Origin of the sequence: Methylobacterium sp. WL64 (genome assembly GCF_008039945.1) — a bacterium.
Taxonomy (GTDB): Bacteria; Pseudomonadota; Alphaproteobacteria; order Rhizobiales; family Beijerinckiaceae; genus Methylobacterium.
On sequence record NZ_VRVA01000002.1, the window covers coordinates 182,375 to 201,089 of the forward strand.

The 18,715-nt window shown below is 68.5% G+C and carries 12 protein-coding genes; 8 read left to right on the top strand and 4 right to left on the bottom strand.

The window, feature by feature from the left end:
• The first annotated feature begins 126 nt into the window (after positions 1–126).
• From FV242_RS02145 to FV242_RS02155, 3 genes are all read left to right on the top strand, one after another.
• Positions 127–525: a GAF domain-containing protein gene (locus FV242_RS02145; RefSeq protein ID WP_147937759.1), complete on the top strand. Its 399-nt coding sequence runs from the start codon at positions 127–129 to the stop codon at positions 523–525.
• A gap of 78 nt (positions 526–603) precedes the next feature.
• Positions 604–3,090, top strand: a complete 2,487-nt coding sequence (locus FV242_RS02150; protein WP_147937760.1) for a response regulator — start codon at positions 604–606, stop codon at positions 3,088–3,090.
• Between the two features lie 247 nt (positions 3,091–3,337).
• The gene (locus tag FV242_RS02155) at positions 3,338–5,980 is read left to right on the top strand and encodes an MHYT domain-containing protein (protein ID WP_147937761.1); all 2,643 of its coding nucleotides are present in this window, start codon (positions 3,338–3,340) and stop codon (positions 5,978–5,980) included.
• Between the two features lie 407 nt (positions 5,981–6,387).
• Here FV242_RS02155 and FV242_RS02160 read toward each other — a convergent pair whose 3' ends face one another.
• From FV242_RS02160 to FV242_RS02170, 3 genes are read right to left on the bottom strand one after another with little or no spacing between them, the layout of a single operon-like run.
• Positions 6,388–8,886: a two-component system VirA-like sensor kinase gene (locus FV242_RS02160; protein WP_147937762.1), complete on the bottom strand. Its 2,499-nt coding sequence runs from the start codon at positions 8,884–8,886 to the stop codon at positions 6,388–6,390.
• On the bottom strand, positions 8,883–9,884 hold the full coding sequence (locus FV242_RS02165) for a cytochrome-c peroxidase (RefSeq protein ID WP_246692568.1): 1,002 nt from the start codon (positions 9,882–9,884) through the stop codon (positions 8,883–8,885). Before FV242_RS02165 ends, FV242_RS02160 begins: the two co-directional genes overlap by 4 nt.
• 2 nt (positions 9,885–9,886) lie before the next feature.
• A complete protein-coding gene (locus tag FV242_RS02170) occupies positions 9,887–10,648 on the bottom strand; it encodes a response regulator (RefSeq protein WP_147908536.1) in 762 nt (253 codons plus the stop codon).
• A 903-nt stretch (positions 10,649–11,551) separates the two neighbouring features.
• On the opposite strand from FV242_RS02170, the gene FV242_RS02175 reads away from it, so the two are divergent.
• From FV242_RS02175 to FV242_RS02185, 3 genes are read left to right on the top strand one after another with little or no spacing between them, the layout of a single operon-like run.
• Positions 11,552–12,700, top strand: coding sequence for a glycosyltransferase (locus FV242_RS02175; RefSeq protein WP_246692569.1), 1,149 nt, complete (start codon positions 11,552–11,554; stop codon positions 12,698–12,700).
• Positions 12,691–13,962, top strand: a complete 1,272-nt coding sequence (locus FV242_RS02180; RefSeq protein WP_147937764.1) for a multidrug effflux MFS transporter — start codon at positions 12,691–12,693, stop codon at positions 13,960–13,962. The genes FV242_RS02175 and FV242_RS02180 overlap by 10 nt, the downstream gene beginning before the upstream one ends.
• The gene (locus tag FV242_RS02185; RefSeq protein ID WP_147937765.1) at positions 13,959–14,816 is read left to right on the top strand and encodes an alpha/beta fold hydrolase; all 858 of its coding nucleotides are present in this window, start codon (positions 13,959–13,961) and stop codon (positions 14,814–14,816) included. Before FV242_RS02180 ends, FV242_RS02185 begins: the two co-directional genes overlap by 4 nt.
• A gap of 203 nt (positions 14,817–15,019) precedes the next feature.
• On the opposite strand, the gene FV242_RS02190 is transcribed toward FV242_RS02185, so the two are convergent.
• On the bottom strand, positions 15,020–15,274 hold the full coding sequence (locus tag FV242_RS02190; RefSeq protein WP_147937766.1) for a hypothetical protein: 255 nt from the start codon (positions 15,272–15,274) through the stop codon (positions 15,020–15,022).
• A 249-nt stretch (positions 15,275–15,523) separates the two neighbouring features.
• Here FV242_RS02190 and FV242_RS02195 point away from each other — a divergent pair, with 249 nt between their 5' ends.
• Positions 15,524–16,762: a cytochrome P450 gene (locus FV242_RS02195; protein ID WP_147937767.1), complete on the top strand. Its 1,239-nt coding sequence runs from the start codon at positions 15,524–15,526 to the stop codon at positions 16,760–16,762.
• Positions 16,763–17,629: 867 nt separating this feature from the next.
• Positions 17,630–18,673, top strand: a complete 1,044-nt coding sequence (locus FV242_RS02205; RefSeq protein WP_246692570.1) for an adenylate/guanylate cyclase domain-containing protein — start codon at positions 17,630–17,632, stop codon at positions 18,671–18,673.
• Positions 18,674–18,715: the final 42 nt, after the last annotated feature.

The following is an 18,715-nucleotide window of genomic DNA, read 5'->3' on the forward strand; positions in this document are numbered from 1 at the left end:
ACGTGGCCGGGGCGGGCCAGCAACCACTGCGCGGTCACCGTGTTGTCGGGGGCACCCGAAGTCCGCATTCCGTCACATCGCGGCCTTGCGTCGGCGAGCGCATCCGTTCCCGACAGCGAGCCGCCCATGACCGACACCCGTACGCTCCCGCCTCATGTCGGCGACGCCCGCCGGCTGGAAGCGCTTCGCGAGTACGACATCCTCGACACGCCTCCCGAGAAGGGGTTCGACGATATCGTCGAGCTGGCTCGGCTGATCTGCTCCGCCCCGGTCGCGCTCGTCAGCCTCGTGGCGGGCGACCGCCAGTGGTTCAAGGCAAAGTCCGGGTTTGCCTCGTGCGAGACATCCCTCGACAAATCGATCTGCGCGCACGTTCTGGGCGCACCGGACCTTCTGGTCATCCCGGACCTGTCGCTGGACCCTCGCACGCGAGACAATCCACTCGTCACCGGCGAACCGAGCCTCCGCTTCTACGCCGGCGCGCCGTTGGAGGCCGTCGACGGCCAGCGCCTCGGCAGTCTCTGAGTGATCGACTTGGCTCCTCGACCGGACGGTCTCACGGACCGGCAGGCGACAGCCCTGCGCGCGCTCGCCGGACAGGTCATGTCACAGATGGAGCTGCGCCGCTCGGTCGCCGAGCGCGAGGGCCTTCTCTCCGGCCAGGCCGCGCTGATCGATCAGCAGAACGCGCTGATCGCCGCCCAGGCCGCCGTGACCCAGGCGGCCGGGGATCGCGACGTCATTCTCGATACCCTTGTGGGCGGCGTCATGGCCGCGGTCTCCCAAACCGAAGGGGCGGTGATCGAACTGCGCGAGGGCGACGAACTGGTCTACCGTTCGGCACGCGGTGCGCTCGGCGCCCACGTGGGGCTGCGCGTCCCGATCGCCGGCAGCCTCTCAGGCCACTGCCTGATGAATGCCAAGCCGGTCCTCTGCCCGGACCTCCTCGTCGATCCCCGGGTCAGGCGAGACCTCGTCGAAGCGCTCGGCGCCCGCTCGGCCGTCTGCGTCCCGATCCTCCGCGGAGGCGAGGCCGTCGGCGTCCTGAAGCTCCAGTCCAGCCACCCCGATGCCTTCACCGGCCTCGACCTGCACGTCGCCTCGCTGTTCGCCGGCACCATACCGGCTGGGCTGGCGGAAGCCGGCGAGGCCGAGGCGCGCCGGGGCATGCGGGCGGGCGAGGCTACTCTGCGGACGGTGATGGAGACGCTCCCCGTCGGCGTCCTCATTGCGGAGGCGCCGTCCGGACGCATCGTCGGTCACAACGCCCGCGCCGGAGCGATTCTCGGGCACAAGGTGGCCGACGATCCGACCGGCGAGCGGCCGGAACGCTGGATCGGGTTCCACGCCGACCGGCGCCGGGTCGATCCCAAAGAATGGCCGCTGGCCCGGGTGGCGCGGGACGGCGAGCCGCGCGCGGATCTCGAGGTGGACTACCAGCGCGGTGATGGAAGCCGCGCCTGGGTCGGATTCTCGGCTGTGCAGATGCGCGACATCGACGGTCGCTGCATCGGCGCCGTCATGGTGGTGACCGACATCGACGGACGCAAGCGGGACGAGCTACATCTGGCTGCCGCCAAGCAGGCCGCGGAGGAGGCCAACCGGGCCAAGAGCGAGTTCCTCGCCAACATGAGCCACGAGCTTCGGACGCCGCTTTCGGCGGTGATCGGCTACTCCGAAATGCTGCAGGAGGAGATGGAGGACGGCGGCCACGACGACCTGCTGCCCGACATGCGCAAGATCGAAGCGAATGCCCGCCACCTCCTCGGGCTCATCAACGACGTCCTCGACCTCTCGAAGATCGAGGCCGAGCGCATGGAGACCTACGTCGAGGACTTTGCCGTCGACGCCATCGTGCGCGACGTCGCGGCTACGGTGGAATCTCTCGTTTCCGCCAAGGAGAACGCCTTATCCTTGGACCTCGCCGCCGACCTCGGCGACGCGCGCACCGACGTGACCAAGCTGCGCCAATGCCTGATCAACCTCCTGAGCAACGCAGCCAAGTTCACGGAAGGCGGACGGATCACCCTGTCGGCGGAACGGGGCGAACGCGACGGCGTCGATTGGCTGACCTTCCGGGTAAGCGACACCGGAATCGGCATGAGCCCGGATCAGCAGGCCCGGCTGTTCGAGCGGTTCACGCAGGCCGACGCCTCGACCACGCGGAAGTTCGGCGGGACGGGGCTCGGCCTCTCCATCACACGGGCGTTCGCATCCATGCTGGGCGGCACCATCGCGGTGGCCAGCGAGGCGGGGCGTGGAACGACCTTCACGGTGTCGGTGCCGGCGCGTATCGCCGGAACGAACGACGCACCTCAGGTGGACGAGGATACCGGGCCGACGCCGTCCGATGACGCATCCGGGCGGGGCGTCGTCCTCGTCGTGGACGACGATCCTGCAACGCGCGATCTCCTGACCCGCTTCCTCAAGCGCGACGGGTTCCACGTCGCGGCCGCCGTCGACGGCAGGGAGGGCTTGGACATGGCCCACCGCCTGCGGCCTCGGGTCATCCTCCTCGACGTGACCATGCCGCAGATGGACGGCTGGTCGGTCCTCCGTGCGCTCCGTGGCGATACCGAACTCGGAAACACGCCGATCATCATGGTGACGGTGCTGGGCGAGCGGAACCTCGCGTTCTCCCTCGGCGCCACGGACTACCTGCAGAAGCCGGTGGATTGGGACGAACTCCATGGCGTGATGGACCGCTTCCGTCCCCAGGACCATGAAGGTCCGTTGCTCGTCATCGATGACGATGACGACACGCGTGACCGGATGGCGGCGAGGCTGTCCCGGGAAGGCTGGCGGATCGTCGCCGCCGAGAATGGAAAGGTCGGGCTCGCCGCCGTCGCCGCCGAGCGGCCGTGCCTCGTACTGCTCGACCTCATGATGCCCGAGATGGACGGCTTCACCTTCCTGAGCATCCTGCGGGCCAAGCCGGAATGGGGCTCGATCCCGGTCGTCGTGCTGACCGCCAAGGACGTCGACGGCGAGGACCGGCGGCGACTGGCGGGGCAGGCCGACAGCGTCCTGCGCAAGGGCCAAGTCGGCCTCGACGAATTGCCAGCGCTGCTGCGCTCGGTGGTCACGTAGCCCGGGGCTGCGGCAAAGCCTGCAGACGCGATCGGGCGCTGCCGAGCCACCGGCGCGAGAGCCATTCCCTATCGCGTTGCGCTCGGGAGCTGCTCCAAGTCCTTGATCCGATACGTTCGCCGACGCTGGATCCGTATCCGGTTCGGCGGCGAGCGCTCCCGCCGGAAGCGGGCCTTCACGATTCGGAGATCGACCGAAGACCGCAGTCGTTCGGTGCTACGACCGCCCACCACGCACCGGAAGTCCTATGGTTCACACCGGATACAATCCTCTCCTCGTCGCACTCTCCATCATCATCGCGATTTTCGCCTCGTACGCAGCCCTCGATCTCGGCGCGCGGGTCCGGCGCCCCGACGCCGGACCCCGCTGGGCCTGGGGCGCCGGCGCCGCAGTGGCGATGGGCGGCGGCATCTGGTCGATGCATTTCGTCGGCATGCTGGCCTTCGAAATGGGGATGGTGGCCGCCTACGATCTCGGACTGACCCTCCTATCCCTGCTGATCGCGGTGGGCGTCACCGCCGGAGCCTTCGCTTGGGTCGCACGCAGGGGAACGGGCGCGGGTTCGCTGCTGGTCGCCGGCCCGCTCATGGGCCTTGGCGTCGCGGCGATGCACTACACCGGAATGGCGGCCATGCGGGTCCCCGGCAACCTCGCCTACGATCCGGCCGTGGTGGCGGTGTCGGTCGCCATCGCGGTCACCGCTGCCACCGCTGCGCTATGGCTCACCTTTCGCCGCAACCGGCCCTGGCAGAAGCTCGCGGCCGCCTGCGTGATGGGGTTGGCGGTCGCCGGAATGCACTACACCGGGATGGCCGCGGCGACCTTCACCGCGCAGGAGGCCGGCGCTAATGCGCCCCACGTGGCCACCCTCGCGGCGGGCCAGCGCGACCTCGCTTTGGCGGTGGCGGGCGTCACCTTCCTCATCCTGTTCCTGGCGATGATCGCCTCCTCGCTCGACCAGCGCGGGGTGCAGCGCCGCCTGCACGTCAGTGAGGCGCGCTTCCGCTCCGCCGTCCGGGCCGTGAACGGCGTGATGTGGACGACCGATGCCACGGGGCGCTTCGTCGAGGAGCAGGCGGGATGGGCCGCCATCACCGGGCAGGCACCGGAGACCTACATGGGCGCGGGATGGGCCGAGGCGATCCATCCCGAGGACGTCGCCGCGACGGTCGCGACCTGGACCCAGGCGCTGCGTGACGAGGCCCCCTACACCGTCGAGCATCGCGTGCGCACCGCCGAAGCCGGCTGGCGCCGCTACGTGGCCCGGGCGGTGCCGGTGCGTGATGCCGACGGGACGGTTCGGGAGTGGGTAGGGGTCCACGAGGATATCACCGAGCGCCACGCGTTCGAGGTCGCGCTCAAGGAGGCGCGGGACGCCGCCGAGGAGCACAGCCGGGCCAAGAGCCGGTTCCTGGCCAACATGAGCCATGAACTCCGCACCCCTCTGTCGGCCGTGATCGGCTATTCCGAGATGCTGGAGGAGGAGGCGGAGGAACTCGGGCAGGAGAGCCTCCTGAAGGATCTCGGCAAGATCAAGTCGAACGCCCAGCATCTCCTCGGGCTGATCAACGACGTGCTCGACCTGTCGAAGGTCGAGGCTGAGAAGATGGAGCTCTATCCCGAGGACATCGACGTCGCCGCTTTCGTCGCGGACGCGGCCGCCACGGTCGAAGCCTTGGTGAAGAAGAAGGGAAACGTCCTCGTACTCGACGTGGGCGACGATGCGGGCCAAGCCCGCACGGACGCGGTGAAGCTGCGCCAGTGCCTGTTCAACCTGCTCTCCAACGCGGCCAAGTTCACCGAGGGCGGCACCATCACCCTGGAAGCCGGACGGGAGGCGGGCCCCCGCGGCGACTGGCTCCGGTTCACGGTCCGGGATACCGGCATCGGCATGAACCCCGAGCAGGTCGGCCGCCTGTTCGAGCGGTTCACGCAGGCCGACGAGAGCACCACGCGCAACTACGGCGGGACCGGGCTCGGGCTGGCACTCAGCCGTGCCTTCGCTCAGCTGCTCGGCGGCGACATCACCGTGACGAGCGCGGCGGGCGAGGGAACGAGCTTCGCCCTGCGCGTGCCGGCGGCAGCACCGGACCGGACGGTCGATGACGGGCGGGACGCGGTGCCGGAGAACGGCGAACGCACGGAGGACTTGGTGCTCGTCATCGACGACGAGGCGTCCCAGCGCGAGCTCATGACCCGGTTCCTCGAACGCCAGCGGTTCTCCGTGCGGACGGCGGGGGACGGGCGCACCGGCCTCGATCTCGCTCGGTCGCTCAAGCCCCGCGCCATCCTCCTCGACGTGATGATGCCCGACATGGACGGTTGGTCTGTGCTCGCTGCCCTCAAGTCGGACCCAGAAACCGCCGGCATCCCGGTGGTCATGGTGAGCTTCGTCGCCGACGCGACGCTCAGCGCCTCGCTCGGAGCCGTCGATGCCGTGCCGAAGCCGGTGGACTGGGGACGTCTCCGGACGATCCTGGACCAGTTCCGGGCCGCGGACGGCGATGTCCTGGTGGTCGACGACGATGCGGACATGCGGCACCGTCTCCGGACCGCCCTCGAACGCAACGGCTGGAGCGTCCGCGAGGCCGGCGACGGCCGTGAGGCGCTGGATCAGGTCGGGCTCGGCGTGCCGCGCCTCATCCTCCTCGACCTCACCATGCCGGTGATGGACGGGTTCTCGTTCCTCGACCGTCTGAGAAGACTGCCGGGTTGCGCCGACGTGCCGGTGGTGGTCCTCAGCGCCCGGGATGTCACGGCCGAGGAGCGCGACCGGTTGTCGAAGGCCGACCGCGTCCTGCGCAAGGGCGATGCCAGCCTCCAGGACATCGCCACCGCATTGCGCAAGCTCGACAACCGCCAGGAAACCAGCTCGGCCCAGGATCACTAGTTCGACTGCGTCCGTGGCCGAGCGACGGGAAACCGAATCCCATTATTCAATCGTAACTGATTGGGAATCAAACTGGTTTCGCCAGCAATGTTTCTAGGCCACCCCTTATATCCCGTGTGACGTAAGTATAAATCGGATCAATATCGTAAATTATTAATCGCCACTGTGCTAGGTCTGGCCAAAGAAAAGGCGTCGATGCCGGAAAGCAGGCCATCCGCGCTTCCGTCTGCGAGCAAAGGTGGTTGCAGCTTGAGCGTTCACCGCCGAAATAAATCCCGGTTCGGTGGACGTGAGAGCATCGGATCAGGGACTTAATAACGTCCCCGATGGCAATGCGCTCGCAAGCGGCTCTCAGGGAAACGGCGGGGACTTACCAAGCCGAAATAGCAGTAGATCCGGGTCTCTGATCAAGTACTCTTCTGAAAACGCTTGGCTTTCGCGGCGTCGCGCCGGGATGGTGCGCTCCGCATCTCGGATCCCAGATGTCGTCGCAGCGTTAGCGCGAGCGCGGTCGGGCGCCAGGGTCGGCGTGCGACATCGACGATGGGGACGGCCGAGAGGACCTCCGGCCTCACCGTGTCTGCGGCCGAGAGCGAGAGGACGATCGGACGGTTCACGATCGCGGCGGCCCGGCGGGCGAAGGCGAGACCCAACGGACCCGACGGCCTGTTTTCGACGATCAACAGGTCGAAGCGCTCGGGCTCCGCGCGCAGGGCCGCCAGCGCTGCCTCCGTATCGGTGTAGCCGATGGGCTCGTAGCCCAGTGCCGCAAGGGTCTCCTCATCCTCTTGCACAGCCGCGCGCACGCCCCCGACAACCATGACGGTTGCGCCGGCGACCGAGGTGGCGGTTTCTGCCTGCGGGATCACGGGCAACCACACCTCGAACGTGCTGCCCTCTCCCACTGCGCTGTGCACGTCGAAGGCCCCATCCTGCTCCTGGACGAACTCGAAGGCGGTGGCGAGCCCGAGCCCGGTTCCGGCCGGACGGGTGGTGAAGAAGGGCTCGAAGATGCGCGCGAGCGTCCCGTCATCCATTCCGCGGCCGGTATCGGCCACGCGGATACGGACGTACTCGCCCTCTGGCAGCTCACCGTGGGAGACGGTTCGCCGCTCGGGTAGCCGGACGCGCGCGAGCTGCACGTCGACCGCCGCGCCCGGTTCGGAGGCCTGCATCGCGTTACGGATGAGGTTGTGGACCACCTGCTGCAGCTGTGCCGGCTCGCCATCTACGACTGCGCCTTCGGCAGCCCCCGTCAGGCGGATCGTGGTCGGGTCGGCGGTCGAGGTTCGGATCTGCGCCACCGTCTCGGACACGATCGCATCCACCGCGCTTGTGCTTTGGGCGGCGCCGCCCCGCCGCCCGTAATCGAGGATCTGCGCCGCGATCTCGTGCGCGCGGCCACCCGCCTGGACCAGAAAATCGATCTGCTTGCGGGCCCGTTGCGGATCGGCCGGCAGGGCGTCCGCGGCGATTTCGGCATGGCCGAGCATCACGTTGAGCACGTTGTTGATGTTGTGCGCCACGCCGCTTGCGAAGATCCCGATCGCTTCGAGCCGTTGCGCTCGCCGAAGGGTCGCCTCGATCTCGCGGCGCTCCGCCCAGACATGCTGGCGCTCCAGGGCGGCCCCGAAGCTGTCGGCGACGACCTGCAGGAGGCCACGCGAGTGCCGCATCCAGGGCGGCAGGGTGCTGCTCGTGCGCTCGAAGCACAGCACGCCGACGATTCTGCCCTGCCGGCGCATGCGCGCGCATGTGAATGTGGTGACCCCACGCCGCGCGAGGGCTTGAAGCAGGGCCGGAGGGCCATGCCGGTCCGCCGTTTCGATGAAGATGTAGTCTTCCGGGGCGGCCGTGATCTCGGGCACCAGGGCCCGTTGCGCATCTGGCCATCCGCAAGGCGCCCGATGCCCCGGCCGATTCCAGAGATGCACCGCATCCGTGCCGTCGAGCATGAGGACGTAGCAATTGTCCGTCCCCGCTCCTTCGCCCACGATGGCCATGGCATCGACGATGTGGCCTTCGATCTCGTCGGGCTGGCTGGCGAGAAACAGGTTGGTGGCCCGCGCCACGACGGCTTGGAAAACGATCGTCCGGCGCAGGATCACGGTGCCGGCCCGCATCAGGAAGCCGACGCGAACCACCAGGGCGAGCAGCGCCAGGGCCGCTGCGTAGAGGGCGAGTCGGAAACCGTCCGCGCGGGCCTGCCGCCGGTCCTTGAGGGCGCGGCGGGCCTCCAGCAAGGCTTGCCGCGCCGCCTCGCTCGACGCTGCCGGAAGGGAGCGGGTGATAGTGTCGACCTGCGGCAGCAGATCCAGGAGTTGACGGCCGTGCAGGACGATGGCGCCTATGTCCGCACCCCTGTCCGCTCCCCAGGGGGCCGCAGCGAGGGCGTCGAGCCGGGCGCGGATGGCGTCGAGCCGCTCGGGGCTCGCGTCCCGGGCAAGCTCCGAGACCCGTATCTGCAGGGCGGCGACCGCGCGGGCGAGCCGGGGATCGATATCCGGCTCGGACATGCGGTCGCTGAGGGAGTCGAAATAGGCGATCGAGTTCTGCACGAGGGCGTTGCCGGTCTTGAAGCGCTCGACCATCTGCGCCTCTCGGCTGATCGCCTCGGCCAGAACGTGCATCTCGCCGTCGTCGGGGCCGTTCGCCGCGCGCATGCCGGCCAGCGCCGCGCGCATGTCCCGGAGGTGGGCCACGATCGGATCGTAGTTGCGCAGGAGCCCGGTCCTGGCGCGGAGCACGTCGTGCTGCATCCGGGACTCCGCGAGGGCGATGGCGTCGATCGTTCGCTGGGTCCGCACGTAGGCGGCGTCCATCTCGCCTTTGCCGTTGATCATCAGCCACGTGAGAAGCGCGGCCAGCAGCGCGCCGAGGACAGCGGCCTGCGCGGTCAGCCTCATCGTTGCGGCACCGCGGAGGGCGCGTTCGGAGCCGTGAGGGGGCGTCCCGCGTAGGAGCCGGTCAGGGTCCCGAGGAACGCCACGATCGCGTCGGTCTGCGAAGCCGTCAGCTCCCGGCCGAGCTGGGCCCGCGCCATGAGCCGCACCGCCTCGGGTAGCGTCGCGATGCCGCCATCGTCGAAATAGGGGGCCGTGACCGCGACGTTGCGCAGGCTGGGGACCCGGAGCACCTCGGCGGCCTTGTTGGGGATCGTGACGAAGATCCCGACCTTCTCGAACAGGTTTCCGCCGACATTGACGCCCTGGTGGCAGGCGGCGCAGCCGATGCCTCGAAACAGGGCGAAGCCCGCCCGCTCCGCCTCGGTGATGGCGTGGGCGTCGCCGCGCAGCCACCGGTCGAAGCGGCTGTCGGGGGTGAGCAGGCTGCGCTCGAAGCTGTTGATCGCGTCGATCACGGCCTCCCGATCGGCCTCCCGGCCGTAAGCGGCGCGGAACGGCTCGGCGAGCGCCGGATCGTCGCGGATCACCGCAAGGATATCGGGCCACGATCCGCCCAGGAATTCCGGTCGCGTCAGGGCGAGCTCGGCTTGGTCCTGCAGGGTCGGGATATCGCCCGCCCAGCCGAGGCGGAAGCTCAGTGCCGCATTGAAGGCTGTGGGCGTGTTGCGCGGGGCGGGCGTGCCGTCGGCGGTGAGATTCCGCGCGACCGCGCTCGCGCCGTTGCTGCGGATGTCGTGGCAGGTGATGCAGGCCCGGTCGCCCCCGAGCGACAGCCGGGTGTCGGTGAACAGCATCCGGCCGAGTGCGATCCGGTCCGGATCCGACCCGAGGCTGGTCGGGACCGGCGTGATGACGTCCAACGCCTCCACGGCCTCTGCCGGAAGACGGCCGCCGGCCGGCTGCTCCTGGGCGAACGGCGGCAGGACGGCCAGGGCGCTGCCCACGAGGCCAGCCACGAGAACGGCGGCGGCGGACCGGGCCAAGCGTGGCAGGGCCACGGCTATAGTTTCTCGACGTGCGCGGCGAAGACGTAGCCGACGCCGCGCTCGGTGACGATCAGGCGCGGTGTGCTGGGATCCGCCTCCAGCTTTCGGCGTAGCCGCAGGATCTGGACGTCGATGCTGCGGTCGAACACGTCTTCGTGGACGCGGGTGGCCTGAAGGAGCTGCTCGCGGCTCAGTGGACGCTGAGGGGCGTCCAGGAAGGCCACCAGCAGCGCGTATTCGCCCTTGCTGAGGGCGACATCCGCGCCCGCGGGGTTGGTGAGCCGCCGGCGACGCCGGTCGAGAACCCAATCGTCGAAGCGGCTCCGGTGAGATTCCTGGGCCCGGGCTGGAATGGGTACGACCTCGGCTCGCCGCAGGATCACCCGCACCCGGGCGAGCAGCTCACGCAAACCGTAGGGTTTGACGAGGTAATCGTCCGCGCCGAGTTCGAGACCGATCACCCGGTCGATCTCGTCCCGGCGGTGACCGGTGGTGATGATCACCGGCAGGTCGCTCCTGGCGCGCAGGTCGCGCAAGAGATCCAGCCCGTTCTCCGACCCCAGTCTCAGGTCGAGCACGACGAGATCGAAAGTGCCTTCCGCAAGCCGCTTCTCCGCCTCCGCTCGGTCGATCGCCGGGGTGACGTCGACGTCGTGGTCGGCGAAGTGGTCCGAGACGATGCGCTGCATACCCGCATCGTCCTCGACGAGGAGGATGCGCGTCGTGCCGGGACGTGCGCTCCGCCCGTGACCCCGGTCCAGACTGGGTTCGATCATGGCCAACTCCGCTTCGCGGCAGCCTGCCGCGACGGCACGATCTCGATGCGCCGGCTCAAGGACAAAGGCAGCTGCCCCGGATTGGGGGACTGCGCCGCCCGGGAGACCGACCCATCCTTCGCCGACCCACCCCGGCCACCCTTCAGGGCACGTCCGGACGTCGGGCCTTGCACGGCGAAGCTGATATCATGCCCCCCAAAGGATTGCGCCCTTCATATTGTGCGGGGCAACACAACACGAGCATTCGCCCTGGACATAGCTGTATCGGACGAACGAAAAGACGGTTTGCTACAGCTGTAATATGAATTGATGCTGACCGACATGGCGATGTAACTCGAAAATACAATGGTCGACTTCTCGTAGTGGAGAGGTGGCCATGATTGATGCCGTGATCGCGGCGGTCTGCCCGCGCAGCCGCAGACACTTCCGTAAGTCCGGACCAGATTGGCGGGATCCCGTAGCGGACACTGGGCAGCCGCCGGGCAGCCGATCCCGGGATCGTACCGGCCCGACTCCACCGTTGGTCGCTGGCCCCTCAGCGGGACGTGGCGCCTTCGCATGGCTGCTGGAGGCTTTGACGATCGGCTTCGCCTACGGCGGATGTATCCACCATACGCATCCAGATTATATCGAATTTCTTGTCAATATTAGTGCGCAGTATCGGCACCAGCAATGCTAATATCGATTAATATCGACGTAATAAATTTAATTTCTGAGATGTATTAGCTGAATTACAATCCGAAACAACGCCTTCATGCGCGATCGTATTGGGAGATCAAGACCATGCCGCTTCATGTCTTATGTATCTCATGGGGAACCGCGGGCAATCTTAGCCCTGTGCTTACGGCAGCCCGGCAGTTGCACCGGGCGGGCCACCACCCGCGCGTCATGGCCGAGTTGGCGATGCGTGGCGAGGTCGAGGCGGCCGGCTTCCCGTTCATCGGGTGGCGCCGGGCTCCGACCGGCATCGATGCCGACCCGGCCGATTTCTCGGATCTGGCGGACTGGCTGCGTAAGACCATGTTCGCGCCGGCGCGTACCTACGCGGCGGATACGCTGGACGAGATCCGCCGCGTTCCGACCGACGCCGTCCTGAGCATCGATCTCCTGGTCGGCTGCGCCCTTGCGGCCGAGGCCGCCGCACTGCCGCACGCGGTCCTGTCGCCGCATGTCAGCATCCGTCCGCTACCCGGCATTCCGACAGCAGCCAGTGGCTTGGCGCCGCCGCGGAACGCGGAGGAGCAGGCCGCAGTGGAGGCAGCGAAAACCGCGATCGTGTCCGCGATGGAACAGGGAAGGCCGGTGCTCAACGCCGCACGGCGCGCCTTCGGGCTGCCCCCGGTCGCCACCGCGTTCGCGCACTTCGAAAAGGCGGAGCGCGTCCTCCTGGCCATCAGCCGCACCTTCGACTTCGACACCGAAGCGCTTCCTGCCAACTATCGGTACATTGGGCCCTTGCTCGATGAACCGGGCTGGTCCCGCGGGGCTCTGACCGCATGGCCCGGGGCGCGCCGGCCCCGGATCCTCGTCGCCGGCAGCACCGGCGCCCAGAACCAGACCGACCTCCTGCGGCGCATCGCGTGTGCCCTCGGGACGGTCGATGCCGAGACCGTCGTGACCACCGGCCACAATGTCGTGGCGGAGGATCTCGCTGCCCCGGCCACCATCCGTGTCGTGGCGGCGGCCTCCCATGACGCCCTCATGGCAGAGGCGGATCTGGTGGTGTGCCAGGGCGGTCACGGCACCGTCAGTCGCGCGCTGCTGCACGGCGTGCCCCTGCTGGTCATCCCGCTCGCGCGCGACCAGGCCGACAACGCCGCCCGTATCGCCCAGCGCGGCGCCGGCCTGCGTCTTCCTGCCGGGGCGCTCGAGACCGAGATTGCGACGGCGGCCCGCCGGCTTCTGGCGGAACCGAATTTCCGGGCAGCCGCGAGGGTCCTCGGCGCGGCCGTGCGGGCGGATCTCGACGCGGCCGGCCTCGTCCGGGAGATCGAGGCGATGACAGCGTCGCACAGGGCTTCGGATCGGGGCGGAGACCGGCGTTGGGCCTGATCCGGGCCCTCGTGCCGGGGCATCCCCGCATCCGCCCCGGCTCAGCCGCCTTCTCGGCCCTGCTCGGGCTGTTGGCGGCCCTCCCGACCTTCGGGATCGACATGATCCTGCCGAGCCTGCCGGACACGGCGGCCGCGCTGCATGTCCCGCCGTCCGCGATGGGCGCGGCCATGAGCGCCTACCTGCTCGGCTTCGGGTCGGCGCTGCTGGTCTACGGTCCGGTCTCGGACCGCCTGGGCCGCAAGCCCGCCGTCGCCTGCGGCTGCCTGCTTCTCATCGGCGGCAGCCTCGGCTGCGCCACGGCGCGGACGTTGCCGCACTTCCTATTGTTCCGCGCCCTCCAGGGGATCGGTGCCGCGGGCCCGGGCATGGCGGTCCTGGCGATGGTGCGGGACTTGTTCAGGGGCGAGGCGGCGCGCGCGCGGATGTCGTTCGTCGTCCTCATCATCAACGTTGTGCCGATGGTGGCCCCGGCGGTGGGCGCGGAAGTGATGGATCTCGGCAGTTGGCGTCTGATCCACGCCGCGCCGATCGCCGCCGCCCTCGTGGCTCTGGTAGGGATCCGGCACATCGACGAGCCCCTGCGGCGGCGGCCCGGTCCCGAGCCGGCGGCCACCGGGATCCTGCGCGGCTACGGCCGGATTCTGGCGAGCGGGGCTTTCCTCGGCCACGCGCTGTGCAACGCCGCGGCGGCAGGCGCGGTCTTCGCCTACATCACCGGTTCCGCACTGGTGTTCATTGACGCCCTCGGCTTCAGTCCGCTGGCCTACGGGCTGGTGTTCGGGGCGAGTTCCTTGTCGGTGATGGGCGGCGCGTTCCTGAATGGGCGCCTCTCGGCCCGGGGCATCGCTCCTGAGCGGGTGATCGGTGCCGGCCTCGTTTTGGCGACGAGTTCGGCGGCAATCCTCCTCGCCGCCACGCTGATCGGACCTCCCGTGGCCCCGCCGGTGATCGCCGCGATGGTCGGCGTGGCCCTGGCCTTCGGCCTCATCTCGCCCAACGCCATGCACGGCGCCACGGATGTCAGCCCGGAAGCTGCAGGCTCGACCAGCGCCGTCGCGGTCTTCCTTCAGATGGCCAGCGCGGCCTTCGCGAGCGACGTCGTCGCCCGGTTCTTCGACGGCCGGTCGGCTCTGTCGATGGCCGCCGTCATGCTCGGCTGCTGCCTCACGGCGTTCGCCGCCCACGCCGGCCTCACGCGGCCGGCACGGCGGCAGCCCTCATCCCCCTCCCCCTCCCGACAGAACGGAGAGCCCGCATGACCTTCGACCCACCCTCCTGGCAGCCGCGCCACCTGACGCGCGACGGCACCCGGCTTGCCCATATCGACGCCGGACCGCTCACGCCTGTTGGGCATCCCTTGCTGCTGATCAACGGCTGGACCGGCGATCATGGGATCTTCACGCCGCAGATCCGGCACTTCTCGAAGACGCACCGCGTCGTGGCGGTGGACCTGCGCGGCCACGGCGCCAGCGACGCGCCGGAGCAGGACTACACGATGGAGGGCTTCGCCGAGGACATCGCGTGGCAATGCCGGACGCTGGGCTTGGTAAAGCCGCTGGTCATCGGCCACAGCCTCGGCGGCGCGGTGGCGTTGGAGCTGTGTGGTCGCCATCCCGACCTCGCCGCCGGTCTCGTGATGATCGACACGATCGTCCTGCCCTCGCCCGACGCGGCGGGCATGGCCGAGATCGAAGGATTGTTGGCGGGCGTCGGCAGCCCGGATTACCGGAGCGTCGTGCGCAACACGGCCTGGGCGATCGGCTGCGATCACGACCATCCGGCGCGGCGGCAGGCACTCTTCGACACGTTCATCCTCGGCCCCTGCCTGAGAACGCCGCAGCATGTGGCCTATTCGGCCCTCAGCAACATGGTACGGCACCACGATCCGGTGCCGGCGGCGCGCGCCTGCCGGATACCTATGGCCTACATCTCGGCGGACGTGCCCCTGGTGGAGGCGGCGCGCGATCTCGACCGACTGCGCGAACTCTGCCCGCAACTCGTCACCGCCAAGACCCTGCTCGCAGGCCATTTCAACACGCTCGAGGTGGCCGACCAGGTCAACGCGATGATCGAGCGCTTCCTGTCGGTCGGCCTGACGACCCGCGCGCCGTAGACGAAGGTGGCGCGAAGGCCTTCGGACGGGCTCCGTTCGTCCTGCAACAGCGCGGGCATGCGCACCGTGACTCGCTCCCTGGAAGGAGAGCGGCCCGCGCCCTCCCGAACCCGCGGTGTTGGGTCCGAAGCATGGCCCGCTCGGCACGGATCAGCGGGACGGCATCCTGACCGGACGCCGTCAAACGTCATGGCGCACCGTCGTCAGGGCGCACCAACGTCACGGTACCGGCCCATCTCCGACCGGTCGCCGAGAAGGCGCCGCGCCGAAGAAATGACCTGGAGTGTCTGCGTGCTCAGCTGCTCCTGGAGCGCCCGTCGCTCATAATGCCGTAGGCGAGCAATGAGGTCTTCAGAACCCGAGACCCTGTGTTCCTTGCCGCCGATCACAGAGTCCGTGATCGTTCGTCTGAGCAACGCCTCGAAGACGTCGTCGCTATTCGCCAGCCCTGCAACCATGAAGACTTCTCCTTCTGCCAAGCGACAGCTTTTTCGAAGGGCTAAGTTACGGCGTGATTTCCGAGTCTCTGACGCACGAAACACGCTGCACTGGACGTGCTCCTGCGCACACCGGAGCCATTCGCGCGTCCTTTCTCACAGGCCGCGGCGCGGAATGTTATGATCGTAACCATCGGACGAGCCTCCGAAATCATCCGGTAGCTCGGGCCTCCGACGGTTCTCGCGCAGTTCAGCAGTGAGGCCCCCAGGATGAACGGTACCGAAGACAGTCTGCTCGACGCTGGCATCCCCGAGCCGTCCATCGGCATTCCGACGCTGACGGTGGCGGAGTTGGAAGCCGATCCGCACGGGGTGTTCCGCACCTGGCGACCCCGGCTGCCCGTCGTCGGTCACGAGGTCGCCGGCTTCCTCGTGCTCCGCGCCCGCGATGTCGATCTGCTGATGCGCGACCCTCGCGTCCAGGCGACGGAGACGCTCTATCCCAAGGCGCGCGGGATTCCGGAGGGCCCGCTGTTCGACATCTTCGCGCACGGTATGCTCAACGCCAACGGGGCGGTGCATCGCTGGCGCCGCTCGCCCTTCACCCGCACCTTCGCGGCCCGGATCATCGAAGGTCTGCGCTCGCGGATCCGCGCTGCCGCGGAGAGCCTCGTCCAGGACTGGATGCCGGAGGAGGACATCGACCTTGTCGCGCGTTACTCCGCCCTGATCCCGGCCCAAACCATCGCCGAAATCCTCGGCCTGCCGCGTGAAGACATCCCCCATTTCACGCATCTCGCCTATGAAGTCTCACGGGTGCTGAGCTTTACCTTCGGACCTGAAGACATCCCGGAACTCGAGGCGGCCGCGGTCGCGCTTCACGATTATGTGCAGGCCCTTCTCGAGGCGCGCCGGTCGGCGCCCCGGGACGATTTCCTGACGCGTTTCCTCGCGGAAGCCGAGGCGGCGGGTGAACTCACCCCCGAGGAGGTGATCGTTCAACTCGTGCAGATGATCATCGGCGGCACTGATACGACCCGTGTCGCCGGCGCCATGCAGGTGGCGCTGCTGCTGCAACATCCGGAGCAATGGGCGGCGGTGCGCGGAGATCCCAGCCTGATCCCCGCCGCGGTGGCGGAATCCTTGCGCTACGAGCCGAGCGTCGGGTCCGCCGGGCGGGTCGCCCGAGAGGAGATCCGCCTCGACGGGTATGTCGTGCCGGCCGGAAGCCTGATCCTGCTCTCGACGCTGTCGGCGTTGCGGGACGAGGCTGTCTACGCACATCCCGACACGTTCGACACCCGGCGCACCGACCTACCACGCCTGCATCCGGTCTTCGGCGGTGGCGCACACCGGTGCATCGGCGAGGCCCTGGCGCGGATCGAACTGGAAGAGGGCCTGGGCGCCCTGACGCGCCTAGCCCCACGCTTGCGTATGACCGGGGCGATGCCGGTCCTTCAGGGCCACAGCGGTATCCGCCGCATCGATGCGCTGAGGGTTGCCGCCTAGCGCGGCCTACCGCCTCCGCCGTCCACGGTAGGCGCAACCGCGTCGATCGCGTTCCGCAGCTGCGCCCCGACAGACCGCCCTCGGCCTCGCTCCTGGTTGCCGTCGCGACAGCACGGCAGCCGTCTTCCCGGCGCGCAAAGGGCGCCCGACGAAGGTTTTTCTTCGCGCGAAGCCAGCCGCGGGGCGTTCCAATCCGATTTCGCGTATCGCCCGCCTGTTGGTCGACGGTGGCCACAACGTTGTGGTCCTGTCGGGCTCGACTTGTCCTGACGCATCCCGCTTGAACCGTCGGCGCCGGTGAGCCCGACAATCTGCCCGTGATCACGGACGACGGCGGCCGAGTGCGCGGAGCCGCCGGATCGAACACTGGATCTCGCAGAGAGCTGCCGCGGGACGGGCTGACGTTCCAACGGTGCGTCCGACCGCACCTGACCCACCGGACTGGGTGCGGTCATGCGTGTTTGCACATGCTAATCGAATACAATCGAAATCGATTACGGCGCGTACGTGCGACGGGAACTGTTTTTACGTATTTCCACTGTCATAAGTATTCAGATCGAAGAAATCGTGGCGTAAGATAGCTGCCGCACTCCTGATGCCTCACTGTCGGGAGTACGAAACCATGATCGCTCATCGGACCAGAATCACGGCGGGCGCGGCGATTGCAGCCCTTCTCTTGCCCCTGGCGGTCCCGACCGCCGTACGATCGCAGCCGGCCCCGCGCTTCACGCAGCCCGACGTGCCGAGCCTCGCCGCGACCACTGTCCCCCTTTCGTCCCGAACGAGCCGGGACTGGCGTTCTCCCGCTGTCGAGCGTGAGCATCTCAGGGCACAGCGCGTCATCAGCCGCGTCTGCTCGGGATGCTGATGCCGGCGATGTTCCTTTCGGAAACTTCCGCCGTGAGGGTGGACACCTTGTCCCGGCTGGGTCCCGCGCGGCGGGGGGCTGAGTGGGCCGAGAGCCTCCGCCGAGGCTGGACTGCCGCCGCAGCATGGGACGGTCCGCTCCTCGCCGTGGCGCCGATACCACTGGTTCTGGGGCTGGCGTCCGCGACCGCGCCTGAACCCGTCGCGCTCGGCGTCGCCGGGCTTGCCGCCACGTGTCTCGCGCTGCGCGTTCAGCGCCTGCGCTCCGCAGCCCGCACGGTGATGCAGCAACGGGACAACCTCGCACGCTTGGCCGCCCCTGCAGTCGCCCGATGGGTTGCCGAGACCGATTCCAACGCTCTGCGCGCCGGTTGGGAGCAGGAGGCAACGGTGCTGTTTGCCGACATCTGCGGTTTTACCGATCTCTGCGAAACTATGCCGCCTGGGGATGTCGCAGCGTTCCTCGCCGACTTTCGGGTCCGCGCCGCGCGGGCGATCGAGGCGGCGGGCGGCCTTGTCGACAAGTTTGTCGGCGACGAGGTCATGGCCGTGTTCGGCGTGCCGCAAGCAGCGCCCGAGGATGCAGCGCCCGAGGATGCCGATCGCGCCGTCGCGGCGGCCCGCGCGCTTGCTGCTGCCATGTCGGAGTGGAGCCGCGAACGGGAGCAGACGGGTCTGCCGCCGGTCCGCATCGGCATCGGACTGCACCGCGGTCCGGTTTTCGTCGGCGCCATCGGGGCGGAACGCGTCGAGTTCACCGCGGTCGGCGACACCGTCAACGTGGCGCGTCGCCTGGAGCAGATGACTCGCACCCTCGCCTGCAGCTGCCTCGCATCAGAAGCTGTGGTGCAGGAGGCGACGTCCAGCGAGGGACAGCTCATGGCCGTCAGGCCCGTGCGCGGAGCCTGTACCGTCCTACGCCTGTTCGCGATTCCGCTTCACACCGGGCGGCGGACCGGTTTGTCCATCCGCCCGGAGTGTTTTCCAAAGGCGCGCGGAACAAACTCGGCGATGCCGAGGTCGGAAGCACCATCCGGCCAGTGATGTGCAGGGCACCCCCTGTCGGCGGCAGGCGGGGCACGGTCA